15 protein-coding genes and 1 pseudogene are annotated in these 16,810 nt (G+C 70.9%); 10 read left to right on the forward strand and 6 right to left on the reverse strand.

Features of this window, described 5'->3' with window-relative positions; genetic code table 11:
* From AB0J39_RS30190 to AB0J39_RS30215, 6 genes are all read left to right on the forward strand, one after another.
* On the forward strand, positions 1–525 hold a 525-nt coding region (locus tag AB0J39_RS30190), incomplete at its 5' end, for an RICIN domain-containing protein (RefSeq protein WP_363470858.1).
* A 344-nt stretch (positions 526–869) separates the two neighbouring features.
* On the forward strand, positions 870–1,814 hold the full coding sequence (locus AB0J39_RS30195) for a sugar ABC transporter permease (protein ID WP_363470861.1): 945 nt from the start codon (positions 870–872) through the stop codon (positions 1,812–1,814).
* Between the two features lie 7 nt (positions 1,815–1,821).
* Positions 1,822–2,676: a carbohydrate ABC transporter permease gene (locus tag AB0J39_RS30200; protein WP_363470864.1), complete on the forward strand. Its 855-nt coding sequence runs from the start codon at positions 1,822–1,824 to the stop codon at positions 2,674–2,676.
* Between the two features lie 55 nt (positions 2,677–2,731).
* Positions 2,732–4,048 (forward strand): sugar ABC transporter substrate-binding protein, encoded by a 1,317-nt coding sequence (locus tag AB0J39_RS30205; RefSeq protein ID WP_363470867.1) that lies wholly within the window; start codon positions 2,732–2,734, stop codon positions 4,046–4,048.
* 29 nt (positions 4,049–4,077) lie between these two features.
* Positions 4,078–5,115 carry a LacI family DNA-binding transcriptional regulator gene (locus AB0J39_RS30210; protein ID WP_363470870.1) on the forward strand — a complete coding sequence of 346 codons (1,038 nt, stop codon included), beginning with the start codon at positions 4,078–4,080 and terminating at the stop codon, positions 5,113–5,115.
* A 145-nt stretch (positions 5,116–5,260) separates the two neighbouring features.
* Entirely contained in the window at positions 5,261–7,336 is a 2,076-nt protein-coding gene (locus tag AB0J39_RS30215) for an alpha-galactosidase (protein ID WP_363470873.1), read from the forward strand.
* A gap of 98 nt (positions 7,337–7,434) precedes the next feature.
* Here the strand turns inward: AB0J39_RS30215 and AB0J39_RS30220 are convergent, their stop codons facing one another.
* From AB0J39_RS30220 to AB0J39_RS30235, 4 genes are all read right to left on the reverse strand, one after another.
* Complete coding sequence (locus AB0J39_RS30220) at positions 7,435–9,153, reverse strand: RICIN domain-containing protein (RefSeq protein WP_363470876.1); 1,719 nt, start codon at positions 9,151–9,153, stop codon at positions 7,435–7,437.
* Between the two features lie 282 nt (positions 9,154–9,435).
* Positions 9,436–10,692 carry an MFS transporter gene (locus AB0J39_RS30225; protein WP_363470879.1) on the reverse strand — a complete coding sequence of 419 codons (1,257 nt, stop codon included), beginning with the start codon at positions 10,690–10,692 and terminating at the stop codon, positions 9,436–9,438.
* A 28-nt stretch (positions 10,693–10,720) separates the two neighbouring features.
* Entirely contained in the window at positions 10,721–11,299 is a 579-nt protein-coding gene (locus AB0J39_RS30230) for a TetR family transcriptional regulator (RefSeq protein WP_363470882.1), read from the reverse strand.
* Positions 11,296–11,883: a sugar O-acetyltransferase gene (locus AB0J39_RS30235; protein ID WP_363470885.1), complete on the reverse strand. Its 588-nt coding sequence runs from the start codon at positions 11,881–11,883 to the stop codon at positions 11,296–11,298. The genes AB0J39_RS30230 and AB0J39_RS30235 overlap by 4 nt, the downstream gene beginning before the upstream one ends.
* A 159-nt stretch (positions 11,884–12,042) precedes the next feature.
* On the opposite strand from AB0J39_RS30235, the gene AB0J39_RS30240 reads away from it, so the two are divergent.
* From AB0J39_RS30240 to AB0J39_RS30250, 3 genes and pseudogenes are all read left to right on the forward strand, one after another.
* Entirely contained in the window at positions 12,043–12,360 is a 318-nt protein-coding gene (locus tag AB0J39_RS30240) for a helix-turn-helix transcriptional regulator (protein ID WP_363470888.1), read from the forward strand.
* Between the two features lie 2 nt (positions 12,361–12,362).
* A complete protein-coding gene (locus AB0J39_RS30245) occupies positions 12,363–13,292 on the forward strand; it encodes an HD domain-containing protein (RefSeq protein ID WP_363470890.1) in 930 nt (309 codons plus the stop codon).
* Positions 13,285–13,554 (forward strand): annotated as a pseudogene (locus AB0J39_RS30250) (IclR family transcriptional regulator C-terminal domain-containing protein); the annotation flags it as partial. The gene AB0J39_RS30245 and the pseudogene AB0J39_RS30250, both read left to right, overlap by 8 nt.
* On the opposite strand, the gene AB0J39_RS30255 reads toward AB0J39_RS30250, so the two are convergent.
* Entirely contained in the window at positions 13,493–15,064 is a 1,572-nt protein-coding gene (locus AB0J39_RS30255; protein WP_363470893.1) for an MFS transporter, read from the reverse strand. The pseudogene AB0J39_RS30250 and the gene AB0J39_RS30255 overlap by 62 nt on opposite strands.
* A 32-nt stretch (positions 15,065–15,096) precedes the next feature.
* Positions 15,097–15,273 carry a hypothetical protein gene (locus tag AB0J39_RS30260; protein WP_363470896.1) on the reverse strand — a complete coding sequence of 59 codons (177 nt, stop codon included), beginning with the start codon at positions 15,271–15,273 and terminating at the stop codon, positions 15,097–15,099.
* 526 nt (positions 15,274–15,799) lie between these two features.
* Between AB0J39_RS30260 and AB0J39_RS30265 the strand changes: the two genes are divergently transcribed.
* Positions 15,800–16,810: non-reducing end alpha-L-arabinofuranosidase family hydrolase (locus tag AB0J39_RS30265; protein ID WP_363470899.1), on the forward strand; the 1,011-nt coding region annotated here is incomplete at its 3' end.

The raw sequence follows: 16,810 nt of genomic DNA on the forward strand, positions 1-16,810 counted from the left end.
ACCCCGCTGCTGTTCGACGGCAACTTCAACAAGAAGCAGGCCTACACCTCCGTCCTCAACGCACTCAACGCCGCCACCCCGAACACCAGCCCGTCCCCGGGCACCACTCCCTCCCCGGGCACCAGCCCGAACCCCGGCTCCACGAGCGCGATCAGGGGGGTCGCCTCCGGCCGGTGCCTGGACGTGAACGGCGCTTCGCAGACCAACGGCGCGCAGGCGCAGATCTGGGACTGCAACGGCCAATCCAACCAGCAGTGGACCTCCACCAGCGCCGGTGAGCTGCGGGTCTACGGCAACAAGTGCCTGGACGTGAACGGCGGCGGCACGGCCGACGGCAGCAGCGTGATCATCTGGGACTGCAACGGCCAGAACAACCAGAAGTGGCGCCTCAACTCCGACGGCACCATCACCGCCGTCGGGGCGAACAAGTGCCTCGACGTCATCGGCGCCGGCACCGCCAACGGCACGAAACTCCAGATCTACTCCTGCTGGGGTGGCACCAACCAGCAGTGGACCCGCGTCTGACATCACCACTCACTAACCGGGGGCGGCCATGACCTGGCCGCCCCTTTTCCCGTGGCCGGCAACGACTGCTACGCCTGGTCGCCGCACCTCCTCGTCCCCGCGCCCCCTCGCACCCGCCCGTCATCCCGCATGCCGGTCACGCGCGGACCATTGCCGGCGGGGCGCTTGCGCCCGCTCTGCCGTCGTCGTGAGAACACGACCACGGGCTCGGCCCGCAGGCGACGTCGTCCCTTGACGAGAGGCATGTTATCGGTAACTCTTCTCTCCATTACAGAAGCGTCTGCGCCAGATTTCCGGGCAGCCCGCTGCCGCTCGACCCCGTGGAGCGGCGTACGGAGTGAAGCGTGATTGATGACATAGTTCCCCTCGCCTCGGCGCAGGGACGCCGGCGACGGTCGGACCGCCGGTTCGCGCGGCACGTGCGCGCTACGGCCGAGGCGTACGCCCTGCTCGCGCCGAGCCTGATCGGATTCCTGCTGTTCCTGGTCGCGCCCATCTTCGGGGTGGCGGCGCTGAGCCTGTTCGACTGGAACCTGATGGGCGCGCCCTCGTTCGTCGGCCTGGACAACTACCGCGAACTGGCCGCCGATCCCGATGCGTGGCGGTCCCTGGTCAACACGGTCTACTACGTACTGCTCAACATCCCGGCGCAGACCGTGCTGGCCCTGCTGCTGGCTCTCGCCCTGAACCGGCGGATGCGCGGCGGCAAGGTCTTCCGCGTGGCCTTCGTGCTGCCCTGGATGGCCATGCCCGTGGCCCTCGGCATCGTCTGGTCCTGGATCTTCGACCCCAGACACGGCGTGGTCAACCAGGTGCTGGGCATGGTGGGGATCGACGGGCCGAACTGGCTCACCGATCCCGCCTGGGCCATGCCGGTGATCGCCTCGGTGAACGTCTGGCAGTACACCGGCTACACCATGCTGATCCTGCTGGCCGGGCTGCAGGCGATTCCGCACCAGTTGTACGAGGCCGCGGCGATCGACGGCACCACGCCGGCGCAGCGGTTCTTCATGATCACCCTGCCGCTGCTGCGGCCGTCGCTGTTCTTCGTGCTGGTCACGAACACGATCGGGTCGTTCCAGGTCTTCGACACGGTCTTCGTGATGACTCAGGGCGGTCCCGGCGGCGCCACCGACGTGCTGAACTTCCACATCTACCAGCAGGGTTTCCAGCTCTTCCGGGCCGGGTTCGCCTCGGCGCTGGCGATGGTGCTGTTCGGACTGATCCTGCTGGTGACCGCGGCGCAGTTCCTCTACTTCCGCAAGCGCACCGTGTACGACTTCTCGTGAGGACCCGATGAAGAGGACACAGCCGAAGAGGACACAGCTGAAGAGGACACAGCTGAAGAGGATCGCGCTGTATCTCGCGCTGTTCATGGGCGCCGCGGTCGCGGTCGCGCCGTACCTGATGACGCTGAACTCGGCTTTCAAGGAACCCGCGAAGGTGCTCACCACCCCCGCCTGGGAGCCCGCCTTCCCCGTCACGCTGGGCAACTTCGCGAAGGTCTGGTCGGAGTACGACATGGCCGGCTTCCTGCTGCACTCGCTGGTCTACGCCGGGGCCGTCACGGTCGGCCAGGTCGTCTTCAGCACGATGGCCGCCTACGCCTTCGGGCGGATGTCGTTCCCCGGCCGCGACGCGCTGTTCTGGGGCTACCTCGCGACGATGATGGTGCCGCAGATCGTCACCCTTGTGCCGCTTTTCCTGATCATGCGGGAGTTCGGGCTGATCGACACCTATCTCGGATTGATCCTGCCCACCGCGTTCGGCACGCCGTACGGGATCTTCCTGGTACGGCAGTACTTCCGCACGATTCCCAGGGACCTGGAGTCGGCCGCGCGCATCGACGGCGCGGGCACCTGGACGGTGCTCACCCGCGTCGTGCTCCCGCTGAGCCGCCCGATCCTCGCGACGCTCGCCACCATCACGTTCATCACGACCTGGAACACACTGCTGTGGCCGCTGATCATCACCAACGGCGACGCGGTCAGGGTCGTCACGCTGGGCATCTCGGCGCTGAAGGGCCAGTACTCCTCGCAGTACCACCTGATCCTGGCGGCCGCCGCCCTGGCGCTGCTCCCACTCATCGTGATCTTCCTGCTGTTCCAGCGGCACATCGTCCGCTCGATCGCCCTGACCGGGCTGAAGTAACCACCTCCACAGAGAAGAAGGGCATGCAGCTATGTCCAGAAAAATCGGTTTATCTATGGTCGCGACGGCGGCCCTCCTGGCCTTGGCCGCCTGCGGCGGAGGTTCGGACGACTCCGGCTCCTCCGGCGGCGCCGTCACCCTGCGCTACGCGATGTGGGACGAGGTGCAGAAGCCGCCGATCGAACAGTCGATCCGCGAGTTCGAGAAGGCCCACCCGACCATCAAGGTCCAGATCGAGCTGAACAACTGGAACGACTACTGGAGCAAGCTGCAGACCCAGCTCGCCGGGCGCTCGGCGCCCGACGTCTTCTGGGACCACGTCTCCTACTTCCCCAAGTTCGGCAAGGAGGGCGTGCTCACCGACCTGGCGCCGCTCATCGCACAGGACAAGGTGGACACCTCCGGCTACGACCCCAAGCTCGCCGAGGGCTGGAAGGTGGACGGCAAGGTGTACGGCCTGCCGAAAGACTGGGACACCATCGGGCTCTTCTACAGCGCCAAGGCCCTGAAGGAGGCCGGGCTCACCCCCGCCGACCTCGACGGCCTCACCTGGAACCCCGCCGACGGCGGCACCTTCGTCAAGACGCTGCGGAAGCTGACGGTCGACGAGAACGGCAAGCGCGCCGACGAGCCCGGCTTCGACCCCGAGAAGGTCAAGCAGTACGGCCTGGCCATGCAGGCGCCCACCGGCCAGCAGGACTGGTGGAACTTCGCGCTGCAGAACGGGTGCAAGCTCCAGGACAAGCCGTGGGGCCGGTGGACCATCGATCAGCCGGCCTGCGTGCAGGCCATCCAGTTCGTCCAGGACCTGCGGCTGAAGTATCACGTCGCCGTGCCCGCCACGGTCACCAACCCGCCCAACGGCCCGTCGCTCGACCAGGTCGTCGGTCGCGGCGAGGCGGCCACCGCGATGGACGGAAGCTGGATGCTGCGCGCCTTCGACACCGCGCTTCCCGACGGCGGCTTCGGCGTCGCCGACCTGCCCGCGGGGCCGGTCGGCAAGGGCAGCGTCTACAACGGCCTGACCGAGGCGATCTACTCCGGGACCAAGCACCCGAAGGAGGCGTGGGAACTCCTCAAGTGGCTGACCTCGGAGAAGCACCAGAAGGCCGTGGCCCAGGCGGGCGCCGTCTGGCCGGGGATCAGCTCGCTCAACGACGTCTTCGCCGAGGCGTGGAAGGCCAAGGGCGTGGACGTCACCGGGTTCAAGAAGGCGGCCGAGGGCACCACGATGGGCTACCCCCTCACGGAGGCGGCCGACACCTACAACGTGAAGGCGCTCGACATCTTCAACCAGGTCTGGCTCGGGCAGATGCCGGCGCAGGACGCGGCCAAGAAAATCAACGACGAGGCGAACGCCGCCATCAAGTAGGCTCTGGAGCTATGGGAGTTACCGGTCACATGCCAGCGCAGGACGCTTCTCGCGGCCGCTCGGCGAGCATCTGGGACGTCGCACGTGTGGCCGGTGTCTCGCAGCAGACCGTCTCTCGTGTCATCAACGGCAAGGCCCGGGTCAGCGAGGCGACCCGGGCCAAGGTCCTGCAGGTCATCGCCGAGCTCGGCTACCGGCCCAACAAGCTGGCCCAGACGCTGGCGGGAGGCCCGGTGCGGTCGGTCACCGTACTGACCTCCGACACCGCCCTGTACGGCGCGGCCGCCACGCTGCGCGGCATGGAGGAGGCGGCCAGGACGGCCGGCTTCTCCGTCGGCATAAGCGTCCTGGAGCCGGAGTCCCAGCAGACGGACATCGCCCTGCGGCTCAACCGGCCCGGGGAGCCCGTCATGGTGATCGCCTACGACGACGCGGGCGTGCGCGCGCTCCGGGCGCTGCCGCCGGACGTCCCGGTGGCCGCCGCCGTCGAACGCCGCCCCGACGAGGGCGACGCCGCGGACGGCGGCCCGTGGCAGGTCTGGCTGGACGACCGGGCCGCCGCCGCGCACGCGACCCGTTACCTGCTCGGCCTGGGACACCGGACGGTCCACTACGTGGCCATCCCCTCCTCCACCAGCCCGTCCCCCCAGCGGACCCAGGGCTGGCAGGACGCGTTGCGCGCCGCGGACCGCCCGGTGCCCGAGCCGTCGCACGGGGGGTGGACTCCGCGCTCGGGCTACCTCGCCGTCCGCTCCCTGCTGGCGGACCGCTCGGTCACCGCCATCCTGTGCGGCAACGACGACCTCGCGCTCGGCGTCATGCGGGCCGCCCGTGAGGCCGGGCGGGACATCCCCGGCGACCTCAGTGTGGTGGGCTTCGACGACGCCCCGCCCTCGGCCTACCTCAACCCCTCGCTCACCACCGTCCGGCTCGACTTCGAAGGGCTCGGCCGCGCCTGCTTCGGCCTGCTGCACCGCAGGCTGGAGCCGCAGACCGCCCCTCCCGTGCCCGCCTGGAGCGAGCCGGAGCTCATCGTGCGGGAGAGCAGCGGCCCCGCCCCGTCCTGACCTCGGCGCCGTCCCGGATCGACCACCGTGTGCCCCGCCACCGGACGGCGCCCTCCTTCCCGAGCCCGCCGCCCTCCATGGCGGCGGGCGTTCGGCATGTCCTCGTCCCCCACCGCCCAAGCCCTCTTCGCATCGGAAGGCCAACATGATCGTCCACGACTCCGAACGCCGCCTCTGGGTGCTGTCCGGGCCGTCCTCCTCCTACGTCCTGCATCTCGACGACCATGACCGGCTGCGCGTGCTGCACTGGGGCCCCCGGCTCACCGTCGAGCAGGCGGCCTCGCTGCCGCTGCTGCCGCGGCCGCCGTTCCGCCCCGTGGAGGACGCCGCCGAGGGCACGCTGGACCTGACCGCGACCGGCGGCCTGTTCTACGGGCACGCGGCCGTGCAGGTGCGCTTCGCCGACGGCACCCGGGATCTGGAGCTCGTCCCCACCGGCCAACGCCGTACCGATCGGGAGCTGGTGCTGACGTTCGCCGACCGCCACTATCCGCTCACCGTCGAGTGTCACTACGGCGTGCACGAGGACAGCGACGTCATCGAGCGGCACCTGGTGCTGCGCAACGAGGGCGAGCCCGTCACCGTCGTACGGGCCGACTCCGCCACCTGGGTGCTCCCCCGCATGGACGGCTATCGGCTCAGCTGCGTGCGCGGTCAGTGGGGCGCCGAGACCCGGCTGCACCGCACCGAGCTGCCGTACGGCGAGACCGTCACGACGAGCCGGCGGGGCGTGACGAGCCACCAGGCCAACCCCTGGGCGATGGTCGACGACGGGACGGCGGGCGAGGAGCACGGCGAGGTCTACTCCTGCGCGCTGGCCTGGAGCGGAAGCTGGCGGCTCACCGCGCAGCGGCTCCCGACCGAGCGGGTGACGCTCTCGGCCGGCGCCGGGCACGACCCGGTGACGCGGGAGCTGGCCGCCGGCGAGGAACTGGTCACCCCCGTGTGCGCGGGCCTGTACACCGACGGCGGCTTCGGCGCCGCGAGCCGCGCCTGGCACGACCACCAGCTGCGGCACGTGCTGCCGCACCCCGGCGAGACGCGGCCCGTGCTGTACAACTCCTGGGAGGCCACCGGCTTCGACGTCTCGCTCGACGGCCAGATCGAGCTGGCGGAGAAGGCCGCCCGGATCGGCGTCGAGCTGTTCGTGGTGGACGACGGCTGGTTCGGCGCGCGCACGCACGACGCGGCGGGGCTCGGCGACTGGCACCCCAACCCGCGCCGTTTCCCCGACGGACTCGGGCCGCTGATCGACCGGGTGCACGAGCTGGGCATGCTGTTCGGCCTGTGGGTGGAGCCGGAGATGGTCAACCCGGACAGCGATCTGTACCGCGCCCATCCCGACTGGGTCATCCACCGGCCGAACCGGCGGCGCACCGAGCACCGCAACCAGCTCGTGCTCGACCTGAGCAGGCCGGAGGTGGCCGACTGGCTCTACCGGACCCTTGACGAGCTGCTCGCCAAGAACGCCGTCGACTTCCTGAAGTGGGACATGAACCGCCCCTTCACGGAGGCGGGACCGGACGAGCGGCTGTGGACCGGCCACGTCAGCGCCCTGTACGCCGTGCTCGACCGGCTGCGCGCGGCCCACCCGCACGTGCGCATCGAGTCCTGCAGCAGCGGCGGCGGGCGGGTCGACCTCGGCGTCCTCCGGCGTACCGACCAGGTGTGGACCTCCGACGACACCGACGCCCTCGACCGGCTGGAGATCCAGCACGGCTTCAGCCAGCTCTACCCCGCCCGCGTCATGGGCGCCTGGGTCACCGACAGCCCCAACCCCTACACCGGCCGGGAGACGCCGCTGGACTTCCGCTTCCACGTCGCGATGGCCGGCGTGCTGGGTATCGGCGGCGCCCTCACCGACTGGAGCGACGCGGAGCTCGAACGGGCCGCGGAGCTGGTCGCCGACTACAAGCGGATCCGTCCGCTCGTCCAACACGGCCGGCAGTACCGTCTGCTGCCTCCGGACCGCGAGCTGTCGGCCGTGCAGTACCTCGCCCCCGACGGGAGTGAGACGGCCGTGCTCGTCCACCGGCGCTCCCGCCGGTTCGGCCATCCCGAGCCGGGCGTCCGGCTGCGCGCCCTCGATCCCGGCGCCCGCTACCGCGACCGCTCCACCGGCCGGATCCATCACGGCGCCGTCCTGCTCGCCCACGGCGTGTTCCCCGACCTGGCTCCCGGCGACTACGCCAGCGCCCTGGTCCACCTGATCCGCGAGTAGGGAGGACGGCGGGCAGGGCCGCCGGCACCGGCGAGGGGTGCCGGCGGCCTTTCACCTCCCGGTCGCCGGGGGCCGCGCCCCGGCGACCGGCGCGCCGCTCAGCGAGGGGTGAGAACGAGGCGGTAGGCGCCGTTCGCGTTCTGGTTGGCGATGGGGATCGTGACGCTGCCGTTGGTGACGGTGTAGGCGTTCGATGACAGCGTGGTCGGCCCGGAGACGTTCGTCGTGCGTCCCGAGCCGGGCACCGACTCGAGGGTGGCGGTGACCGAGGAGCCGAGCGCGCCGATGCCGTCCACCCGGATCGAGCCGTTCCCCGACTGGCCGCCGAAGACGACGCTGAAGGTCCTGCTGCCCGCGTCGTAGGCGGCCACGCCGTCGTTGGCCGTGGTCGGGGTCACCTTGACGATGTTGCCGGTCTGGTCCGCGTACCACTTGTACATCCAGTACGACGCGGTCGGCCGGCCGTTGTACAGCAGGCCGTTGAGAGTGCCCGCCTCGTACCAGAACGCCCGCTGCGCGTCGCGCACGCCCGCGCGCTCGAACTGCGCCACGTAGTGGTTCGCGCTGCTGGGGACGTCGATCTCGCCGGTCGCGGCGTACTCGTTGATCGAGATGGGCCGCGGGGAGATGCCGAGCTCACGCTCCAGGTTCCGGTAGGCCTGGACGTTGCCCGTGACCTGCCGCCAGCCGCTCAGCTCGTGCCACGACACCACCTGGGGCACCGTGTTCGTGGCCTTGGCGTTGGTGAGGAAGGCCCGCATCCGGTTGACGTCCCAGTAGGAGTAGCTCGGCCCCATGATGGCGGCGTTCGGCTCGCTCTGCCGGATGCGCTGGTAGGTGCGGACCCAGCCCTCGTTGAAGGAGACGCCCGACCCCGAGGGCCAGGTCCAGTCGGGCTCGTTCCACGGCTCCCACGCGTCGATGTTGGTGACGCCCGCCGACTTGGCCGCGGCGATCATCTTGTCGATCCGGCTGTACCAGTCGTTCCAGTTCGTCCACCAGTACGGGAAGCCGTCGAAGCTGTCCGCCATGTCGACGGTGATCACCGCGCCGATGGCCGCGGCGTTCCTCCAGACGTTCAGCGTGTCGCCGATCGGCGACGGAACGCCGTTGGGCCGGTGCTCGTGCAGCGGCGGGGGCTGGCGCAGCTGCTTGAGCTTCAGCGGCTGCATGACCGACACCGGCGGGGTGTTCGCGTCGGACAGGCCGTAGAGGGTGCCCGAGCCGACCCGCGTGACCGGCCGCACGACGGTGGCCGCGTCGACGACGAGCGTGCCGCCGCCGGTTCCGGTGCCGCCGCCCCACTTCTGGTTGCTCTGGCCGTTGCAGGTCCACAGGATGACCGCGGTGCCGTTGGCCGTGCCCCCGTGGTCGACGTCCAGGCACAGGCCCGACTGCGTCCCGGTGACGGACCCGTCGGCGTTCTGCCGCCACTTCTGGTTCGCCTGCCCGTTGCACGACCAGATGATCACCTGCGTGCCCGGTGAGGTCTGGTTGTTGTAGGCGTCCACGCAGCGCGTGCCGTTCATCGTCCGCAGCTCACCCGCCGAGGTGAACTCGAACCCCTGGTTGGCCTGACCGTTGCAGTCCCAGATGTCCAGCGGGGTGCCCAGCGTGTCGACGTTGCCCTTCACGTCGAGGCAGCGCCCCGCCGCCGCGCTCACCAGCGGAGCCACCGCCGCCGAGGCGGGCGCCGCCCACGTCAGCGCGCTCGCCAGCATGGTCGCCAGGGCCGCCACGACGCACGCGGCGACGGCCGCCGGCGACGGCCGTCCACGGCGCGCCCGGCCGGGTAACAGAGGGGATGTATCGCGCATGTTCTTCTCCTGGGGGTGGGAGACGGGCGAGAGCGGGCGTCGTCCCGCATGAGGTACGGGCCGGCCGGAGCCGATGCCGACGGATGGACGGATGAGGGCCGGCCGCCACGCGCTCGCGGTTCTGCCGGAGTGGCCGGCACCTTGCTTGTTTCCGGGATGTTGAGAATGCGTTACCGGTAACATCAGGATTTAGGGGCTTCCCCAGCCCAATGTCAAGACCCAACGGGCGACGGGCGGCCGATCGGCGGTGCCGGCCGGTTCACGCCCGCCGCTGGGCCCGGACTACGTACGGTTCACGAGGACGCGGGCGAGGACGACGGTGGCGGCACCGGCCAGGACGACGGACAGCAACCCGACGCGCAGGCTGATCAGGTCGGCGACGAACCCGACGAGGGGTGGCGACAGCAGGAATCCTCCGCGCAGCAGCCAGCTGACGACGGTCAGGCCGGTGCCGGCGGGCAGCCCGGGCAGCTCGTCGGCGGCGTGCATGGTGGCGGGCACGAGGGTGGCGACACCGAGCCCGGCCAGGGCGAAGCCGGCCAGCGCGGTCGCGACCGACGGCACGGCGAGAGCGGCGCCCATGCCGGCGGCGGCCAGGACGCCGCCCGCACGGGCCACGATGCGCTGGCCGAAGCGGTTCACGACGCGGTCGCCGGTGAGACGGCCGGCGGTCATGGCGGCCTGGAAGGCGACGACGGCCAGGCCCGCCGTGGCGGCGTTCGCGTGCAAGTCGCTGAGGAAGAGGGCGCCCCAGGACGCGCCCGCGTCCTCGACCAGGGCGCCGCAGGCGGCGAGCACGCCGAGCACGGCGAGCATCCGCACGGCGGGACCGGTGAACGAGCGCCGGCCTCCGCGCCGGTCCGCGTGGGCGGGCGGGGCGGCCGGGTGGCCGTCGGCGGCGGCGAGGTCCTGCGCTTCGGCGGACCGCTCGGCGTCGTCCGGGCCGGGCAGCAGGAACCGGTGGGCGACGACGGCGACGACGCTGAACAGCGCCGCGGAGATGCCCAGGTGGACCGGGAGAGGGATGTGCAGCCCGGCCGCGGCCGAGCCCATCAGACCGCCGATGACCGCGCCGACGCTCCACAGGCCGTGCAGCGAATTGAGGATGGACCGCCCGTACAGGCGTTGCACCCGCAGGCCGTGGGCGTTCTGCGCGACGTCGACGACCGCGTCGAGAGCGCCCACCACGAACAGCGCGCCGCCCAGCGCGATCCAGTTCGGCGCGATGGGGATGACCAGCGTCGCGATCGTGGTCACGACGATCCCCAACGCCGCCACGCGCGCGGATCGGAACCGGCGGATGGCGGCGCCGGCCAGCAGCCCCGCCAGCAACGCACCGATCGAGGTCCCGGCCAGCGCGGTCCCGAGGACGGCGTTGCTCACCCCGAGATCGGCCTTGATCTGCGGATATCGCGGGACGACGTTGAAGAACACGGCGCCGTTGGTGAGGAACAGAGCGGCGACGGCGGCGCGGGCCTGGCGCGCCTGACGAGTGGGTGCGGTCAAAGACAGGGCGGCGGGCATGGGCTTTCCGATCACGGTGGTGCGGTCGAGGGAACGGCGCGGTTCAGCGCAGGTAACGGTCGATGGCGTGGCGGATCTGCTCGGGCGTCATCGGGTCGGTCGACAACGCGCTGTGCAGCACGAGCCCCTCGATGAGCGCGTCCAGTTCCCGGGCCGTGGTGGGGTCGAAGTGACGCTCCAGCGCCTGACGGCTGCGCGCCATCCACGCCTGGGTGACGGCCCTCAGTGCCGGGTTGCGCGCCGCGGCCAGATACAGCTCCACGGCGAGGACGAGGTCGCGCTGTGCGCCGAGCAGGTCGTCCGACACCAGCGCGATGACGGCCTCGACCGCCGCCTCCCGGTCCCGGGCGGCACGCATGCGCTCGTCGAAGACGCGGGCCACGGACTCGGCGTGCCGGGTGAACGCCTCGGCGAGCACCTCCTCCAGCGAGGTGAAGTGGTAGGTCGTCGACCCCAGCGGCACGTCGGCGACGCGGGCGATCTCCCGATGCGTCGTCCCGGCCACGCCCCGCTCGGCGATGACGGCCAGCGCGGCGTCGATCAGCCGGTCCCGCCGTCCGGGGTCGTGCCGGCGGGGCCGCCGTGGGACCGGCGGAAGCGAAGCGGCGGCGGGGCCGCTCACGCCGCGCCCGGGCCGATCGTCCGGATCACCCGGGCGGGGTTGCCCACCGCCACGACGTTCGCCGGCAGGTCCCGGGTCACCACCGCGCCGGCGCCGACGACGCTGCCGTCCCCGATGGTGACTCCCGCCAGCACGATCGCCCCGCTGCCCAGCCACACGTTGTCGCCGATGGTGATCGGCTTGGCGGCCTCCCACTTCGCGCGGCGAAGCTCCGGGTCCACCGGGTGAGTCGGGGTGAGCAGCTGGACGTTCGTACCGATCTGCACGTCGTCGCCGATCGTGATCGGCGCGACGTCGAGGGCGACGAGACCGTAGTTGACGAACGAGCGGGCGCCGATGCGGATGTGGCTGCCGTAGTCCACCCGCAGCGGCGGCCGGATGTGCGTGTCCTCGCCGATCTCCCCCAGCAGCTCGGTGAGCAGCCGCCCACGCTCCCGGGAGTCGCGCGCGGGGGTGGCGTTGAACGCCTCCATCAGGTCCATGGCCCGCAGCTGGTGCTCGGCCAGCTCCGGGTCGTCGGCGATGTAGAGGTCACCGGCGAGCATCCGCTCGCGCATCGAGCGGCCGTCCGAGTCAGGCGCCATATGTACGAGTGTACACACGATATGTACGTCCGTACGCATCTCGGGTGCCCGAAGGGCCCGGCGGGCAGGCTATGCCGCGGGTAAGGCGGGACTCATCGCGCGGCTATAGGCGAGAACGAGCAGAAATCGCAAAATCGACATATGTCGGATAAGCCCCGCATGACTAGTCCCACGCTGAAAGTGATCGATGTCTTCCTCGCGGAACCGGACAGGGAGTTCTACGGGCTGGAGTTGCGCGCGGCCACCGGCCTGGCCAACGGAACGCTCTACAAGCGGCTGATGGATCTGGAGGCGTACGGGTGGCTGGAGAGCCGGTGGGAGTATCCGGACTCGGACGAGCGGGCCGGGCGTCCGCCGCGCAGGTACTACCGTCTGACACGCGAGGGCGCCGTGCGGGCCCGCGAGAAGGCGGAAGGGGCGGCTCGCGCTCGCGCGAGAGGCGGCCTCCGCGCCCGGCTGGGAACGCAGGGGGCATGACCATGGAAACGACCATCGGGCCGCTGCTCGGCCGGCTCGCGGATCGCTTCGACGACGGCGACCTGAAGCTGGTCGAATGCGCGTACCGGCGCGCGGCGAAGCACCATGCGGGTCGGCTCCGCCGCAGCGGCGACCCCTACATCACCCACCTCGTCGAGGTCGCGTCGCTGGCCGCGACGACGAAGGCCGACGCGGCGACCGTCTGCGCGGCCCTGCTCCATGACATCGTGGACGCGGGGTACGACCTCGACGTTCTTCGTGCCGAGTTCGGCGCCGAGATCGCGGGCCTCGTGGCCTCTTTCACGGCTCTGGACCAAGGCGGGCCGATGCCGGGCGACCGGCGGGTCATGCTGCTCAAGCTCTTCGACCGCCTGCACAACATGCGGACGATCGGGCATCTGCCCCCGCACAAGCAGCGTCTCAAGAGCCTGAACACGCTGGAATGGATCGTGCCCGTGGCGCGGCGGCTCAACCTGGAGCCCGTCGCCGTCGAGCTGGAACGCCTGGCCCACGAACGGCTGGACCCAGGCCGGGGGTTCATGGCGGTACGTGCGGCGTCCATGGTCTTTCCCTCGTCCGCGCGCCACCGTTATCTGCGGGAATGGTCCGTCCAGTTCGCCGAAGTGGACAATCGCCGAGGCGCGTACATCCTCGAGACGCTCTGCGGCGTGCCCGGCATGGCGGTCCTGCTCTGGCGACCCCATGCGCGCGTCCTGATCCGGAGGATCCTCACTCCCGCCTTCGCGACCCGCGGCCGGCCCTGGCTCGCTCTCGCGCCTTTCCTCGCATGGGTGACCTACCAGATGGGCCGCTCAAGCCTCGCCGACGCGTTCGCCTTCGTTCTGACCATCCCGCCCGCTCTGTCCACGCTGATCATCAGGATCCGGGTCCGCCTCGGCCTGGAGCGGGAACGCGATACCGAAGATGGCTAGCCGGAAGCTCGCCTCAAGACCGGCGAGAGCTCACGGCCCACTCGCCCCCGGCCGCCTCCCGTCCGCGGGCGGCGGGCCCTGCCGCACCTGCGCCAGGCATGGTGTTCGGCCGCGCACCGGGCCGGCCCGGGCGCGGCGCAAGGGCTTCGCGCTCGACCAGGGCCGCTCGGAGCGCGGCGTGGTGGCGCCCGGCGTGCCGGTCAGGGACCCGGACGGAAACGCCCTCGCCGGTCTGTCGGTGTCGATGCCGAGCGGACGCTACGACAAGTGTCGGCTGCCGTCGCTGGTCGACATTCTTTCCCGTGTCGCGGGCGCCGTGGAGGCCGATCTCGCCCGCTCCGCCTGAACAGGTGCCGGCGCCCGCTCGCCGTCGGGCCGGCGCGCCCGCGTCCCCGCGGGAGAAGCGCGGCGATGACCAGCGCGGCAGCCGCCGCGACCGTCGTGGTGATCAACGCGAGCCGGAGCCCCTCACGGGACGGCAGCGAGAAGGCCCCGGCCGGCACGATGTGGGCCGCCAGGACGGCGCTGATCACCGCGCTGGCCGAAGCCGTGCCGATGGAGCGCATGAGCGAGTTGAAGCCGTTGGCGGCGGCGGTCTCGGATGCGGGCACCGCGCCCATGATCGAGGCGGGCATGGCGGAGTAGCCGAGGCCGGCCCCGGAGGACACGACGGTCGCGGCGAGCACGATGTGCCAGACGTCGTCCATCAGGAACAGCGCGACGGCGTAACCGGCGACCGCGCACAGGGCGCCGATCATGAGCGTCACCCGAGGCCCGTACGTGCCGGTGACACGGGCCGAGACCGGCGAGAGCACCATCATCATCGCGCCGCCGACGGCCATGCACAGCCCCGCCTCGAACAGGGACAGTCCCAGGCCGTAACCGGTGACCCCCGGGGCCTGGAGCACCTGCGGGAACACCAGGCTGGGCCCGAACATGGCGAACCCGAACGCGATGGACGCGACGTTCGTGATCAGCACCTCGCGCCGGGCGGTCGCCCGCAGGTCGACCAGCGGATCGGCCACCCGCAGCTCGACGAACCCCCACACGAGGAGGATCACCGCCGACGCGGCGAACAACCCCAGGGTGAGAGGACTGCCCCAGCCCCAGCCGCCGCCCTTGCTCACCGGCAGCAGCAGGCACACCAGACCCGCCGACAGCCCCGCGGCGCCGAGGAAGTCGAACCTTCCGCCCGTGCGCAGCGGGGAGGCGGGCACCACCGCGAGGGTGAGGACGAGGCCCACCGCGCCCATGCAGGCCGCCGTCAGGAAGAGCATGTGCCAGTCGACGAGCTGCACGACGAGGGCGCCCAGCGGCAGCCCGATCGCGCCGCCGGCGCCCAGGGTGGCACTCATCAGCGCCATCGCCGAGCCGAGCCGCTCGGGCGGCAGCAGATCGCGCATGATGCTGATGCCCAGCGGGATGACGCCGACGGCGCAGCCCTGCAGCGCCCGCCCGATCACCACCACGAGCAGCGAGTTCCCGGCCACGCAGACGACCGACCCGGCGACCATCAGCACAAGGCTGACCACCATCAGGCGACGTTTCCCGTACATGTCGCCGAGCCGTCCGCTCACGGGTGTGAACACGGCCGAGGACAGCAGCGTGGCGGTGACGGCCCAGGAGGCGTCCTCCGCCGGGGCCGACAGCAGGCGGGGCAGGTCGGGGATGATGGGCACCACCAGGGTGAACATCATCGAGACCACCATGCCGCTGAACGCCAGCGCCCCGGTGACGACACCGGATCTGGCACCCGTGATGGGCGTCGCCACCGCGCTCCTTCCGCCGAGGACGACTCGCCACCCTAGTCGCCCGGCCGGCCCGCGATGTCGCCGAGCACCCCGGCGATCCAGCCGCCCTTCGACCGTTTCGGGGTGAAGCGACGGACGTCGTCCTCGCCGCCGTGAACCTCCTCACTGGTGACTCTCGGGGTGGCGGCTCCGGGGACGCGGTGTCTGTCCGCCGGAGCGCCCCGCACCATGGCCGCCGGGTGGTGGCGCCCGGCGTGTTGTTAGCGTTAACACTTCCCTGCCGCGCGTTCTCCGCCGGTTGGTCGCAGCAGGTCGGATCCAATACGAGACGGAGCGGCGACGTCAAGGACGGCGCCCCCGCCCACGGCGGGGCGACGGACGGGCGTACGTTCCATCAGGCGCTATCAGCGGACGCGGCGGGTGACGCGCGAGCGTCACTCTGAAACTTTCGCGGGGGACTTGACACATTTCGGCATGATTTCCAGACTGTGTCCTCAAGGCGGCTTCCTCCTGCCCTGTGGTGGTGTGCGGTGAGGACCGCCGTTCGCGACGCCCTGGTGGTGTGCGTTCCCTGATCACGGGACGCGGCGTCGATCGCGCGGAGTGACCCCCCGCGTGTCCGCTTTTCATACAACGGCTCCGTCGTCGCCGGCTGGCTCCACAACGTTCGGGTTCACCGCGAACGGCACCGCGGCACCCGATCGCTGCGTGCACCAGCCCCGACAACGGCCGGACATGATGATGAGGAGATTTCGAATGCGTCTGCCCTGGCGAGCGCGGTCACCGCGCCCCTCCGCCGCCGCGATCACGGCGCCGCCCCGGCGGGCCTCGCGCCGCGGCCTCGCGATCGGCTCCATTCCGGTCCTGCTGGCGGGAGCCGGCGCCCTGATGGCCACGCAGCCCGCCCAGGCCGCCGTCGCCTGCCGGGTCGACTACACCATCAGTTCGAGCTGGCCGGGCGGGTTCAACGCCAACGTCACCATCAACAACCTCGGTGACGCGGTCAACGGCTGGCGGCTGACCTGGTCCTTCGGCGGCGGCGAGCAGATCAGCCAGATCTGGAGCGCCACCCACACCCAGTCCGGCTCGTCGGTGACCGCCACCAACGTCTCCTACAACGGCAGCATCCCCAGCGGGGGCAGCACGAGCTTCGGGTTCAACGGCTCCTCGAACGGCTCCGCCTCGGTGCCCACCTCGTTCTCCCTGAACGGTGTGGCCTGCACCGGCAGCCCGGGCTCGCCCAGCCCCTCCCCGGCGCAGTCACCGTCGCAGTCGCCGTCGGCCCCTGCGTCCCCGTCTCCGTCTCCGTCGGCGACGCCGACCGGCGGCACGTGCGACCTCCCGTCGCGGTACCGCTGGACCTCCACGGGCTCGCTCGCGAACCCGAAGTCCGGATGGGTCTCGCTCAAGGACTTCACCAACGTCGTCTACAACGGCAAGCACCTGGTCTACGCGACGACGCACGACACCGGAACGCGCTGGGGTTCGATGAACTTCGGCCTGTTCACCAACTGGTCCGACATGGCCTCGGCCAGCCAGAACACGATGAACTTCTCCGCCGTCGCGCCCACCCTGTTCTACTTCGCGCCCAAGAACATCTGGGTGCTGGCCTACCAGTGGGGCGGGACCGCCTTCTCCTACCGGACCTCCACCGACCCCACCAACCCCAACGGCTGGTCGGCGCAGCAGACGCTGTCCACGGCGAGCATCACCGGCTCCGGCACCGGCCCCATCGACCAGACCCTCATCGGTGACGGCCAGAACATG

The sequence above is a fragment of the Microbispora sp. NPDC049633 genome, from assembly GCF_040675265.1.
GTDB lineage: Bacteria > Actinomycetota > Actinomycetes > Streptosporangiales > Streptosporangiaceae > Microbispora > Microbispora maris.

Coding starts and splice junctions, on each gene's coding strand:
- AB0J39_RS30200 (WP_363470864.1), top strand. CDS start 1,822: ATGAAGAGGACACAGCCGAAGAGGACACAGCTGAAGAGGACACAGCTG.
- AB0J39_RS30205 (WP_363470867.1), top strand. CDS start 2,732: ATGGTCGCGACGGCGGCCCTCCTGGCCTTGGCCGCCTGCGGCGGAGGT.
- AB0J39_RS30210 (WP_363470870.1), top strand. CDS start 4,078: ATGCCAGCGCAGGACGCTTCTCGCGGCCGCTCGGCGAGCATCTGGGAC.
- AB0J39_RS30215 (WP_363470873.1), top strand. CDS start 5,261: ATGATCGTCCACGACTCCGAACGCCGCCTCTGGGTGCTGTCCGGGCCG.
- AB0J39_RS30220 (WP_363470876.1), bottom strand. CDS start 9,153: ATGCGCGATACATCCCCTCTGTTACCCGGCCGGGCGCGCCGTGGACGG.
- AB0J39_RS30235 (WP_363470885.1), bottom strand. CDS start 11,883: ATGGCGCCTGACTCGGACGGCCGCTCGATGCGCGAGCGGATGCTCGCC.
- AB0J39_RS30240 (WP_363470888.1), top strand. CDS start 12,043: ATGACTAGTCCCACGCTGAAAGTGATCGATGTCTTCCTCGCGGAACCG.
- AB0J39_RS30245 (WP_363470890.1), top strand. CDS start 12,363: ATGGAAACGACCATCGGGCCGCTGCTCGGCCGGCTCGCGGATCGCTTC.
- AB0J39_RS30260 (WP_363470896.1), bottom strand. CDS start 15,273: ATGGTGCGGGGCGCTCCGGCGGACAGACACCGCGTCCCCGGAGCCGCC.